We start from the raw sequence: 253 nt of genomic DNA on the forward strand, positions 1-253 counted from the left end.
TGATGACACCATCGATTTCCTGATGGAGGACACCCACAAGATCGCTTTGGCCACTGGCCGTTGGAACACCGCCGGGTCCGATCCCATCGCCAACATGCGTCAGTGGCGTCGCCTGATCGCCAAGGACTCGGGCCGTTCGGCCAACGTCGCGGTGCTTAGCGCTGAGGCACAGGATGCCTTCCAGAGCAACGAAGCGGTGCTCAAGCAGTTGAACACCCGCCGTGTTGACCTGGGCCTGATCAAACCGGAAGAG

The 253-nt window shown here is 60.9% G+C and carries 1 protein-coding gene; it reads left to right on the forward strand.

Annotation, left to right across the window (positions count from 1 at the left end; translation table 11 throughout):
- Window positions 1-253 (forward strand): major capsid protein (locus SB772_RS43510; protein WP_410838966.1); only part of this gene is annotated, 253 nt, incomplete at both ends.

The organism is Paraburkholderia sp. SIMBA_030, assembly GCF_046535245.1.
In the GTDB taxonomy this organism is placed as follows: domain Bacteria; phylum Pseudomonadota; class Gammaproteobacteria; order Burkholderiales; family Burkholderiaceae; genus Paraburkholderia.